The organism is Umezawaea sp. NPDC059074, assembly GCF_042738955.1.
Classification (GTDB): Bacteria; Actinomycetota; Actinomycetes; order Mycobacteriales; family Pseudonocardiaceae; genus Umezawaea.
This window is the reverse complement of record NZ_JBHYHC010000076.1, coordinates 1-822: the sequence shown is the minus strand read 5'-3', so window position 1 is coordinate 822 and position 822 is coordinate 1. Positions and strand designations below refer to the sequence as shown.

Annotated in this window: 1 protein-coding gene; it reads right to left on the bottom strand. The window is 72.3% G+C overall.

Going from position 1 to position 822, the window contains the following annotated elements; translation table 11 throughout:
- Positions 1-285 precede the first annotated feature (285 nt).
- Entirely contained in the window at positions 286-705 is a 420-nt protein-coding gene (locus ACFWW9_RS29090) for a helix-turn-helix domain-containing protein (RefSeq protein ID WP_390384438.1), read from the bottom strand.
- Between the last annotated feature and the right edge of the window lie 117 nt (positions 706-822).

The following is an 822-nucleotide window of genomic DNA, read 5'->3' as shown; positions in this document are numbered from 1 at the left end:
CTCCAGGTCGACGTAGCCCAGCACGGTGTACCCGTACTTGACCCACCAGCCCGGCTCCAAGCCGTCCCGGCCCCCCACCACCCCCCAGCCCCGCGCCACCACCCCCCCCCCCCGCACCCCCCCCCCCCCCCGCCCCACCCCCCCCCGGACCGCTGGCCACCACGAACGTCTCGCCCGAGCGGGTGGGCAGCACGAGCCGCTCCGCGTCGACCGGCCAGCGGTCGAGCTGGCCGCGGTAGTGCTCGCGCACGGCCTGACCACCCGCGGCCGTGCGGTAGATGTCGTTCATCGGTCTTCCCCCGTGAGCCTGTCGATGACCTTGAGCAGTTCCGCCGTCGTGTCCGCGCTGCCCAGCACGATGATCTTCAGGCTGGCGCGCGCCTGGTCGTGCAGGGCTTCGACGCGCAGCGGACCGTCGTCCCCGCGTGGACCGTTGGTCACCGCTTGCAGGGTCGTGACGAGCCGGGCGGCCTCGTGCGCGTCGATCCCGTCGACCCGGACCACGCTCGACACCTCGACGTGGCGCGGCGGTGTCGGCGTCGACTCCTGGCCGATCAGCGCGTCGAGGTCCTCGCGGGCGATCCGGTACTGCTTGCCGATCCGGACCGCCTTCAACCGGCCGTCGCGCACGTAGTTGCGCACGGTGCGGACGTGCAGGCCGAGCTTCTCGGCGACCTGCTCGACGGAGTACAGCTCTGCGGACATGTTCCCCAAAGTACCCCATCGGTCCCTTTGAAGGGAACTTTAGGGAACTAAGTGCGCGCACGCCGAAGCGGGCGGGGCGGGTCAGGCCCCGCCGCGTGGGGGGGGGCTGGGGGAGTT

Bases quoted from the DNA above. Each gene is read 5' to 3' on its own strand.
- ACFWW9_RS29090 (WP_390384438.1), bottom strand. From the start codon at position 705: ATGTCCGCAGAGCTGTACTCCGTCGAGCAGGTCGCCGAGAAGCTCGGC.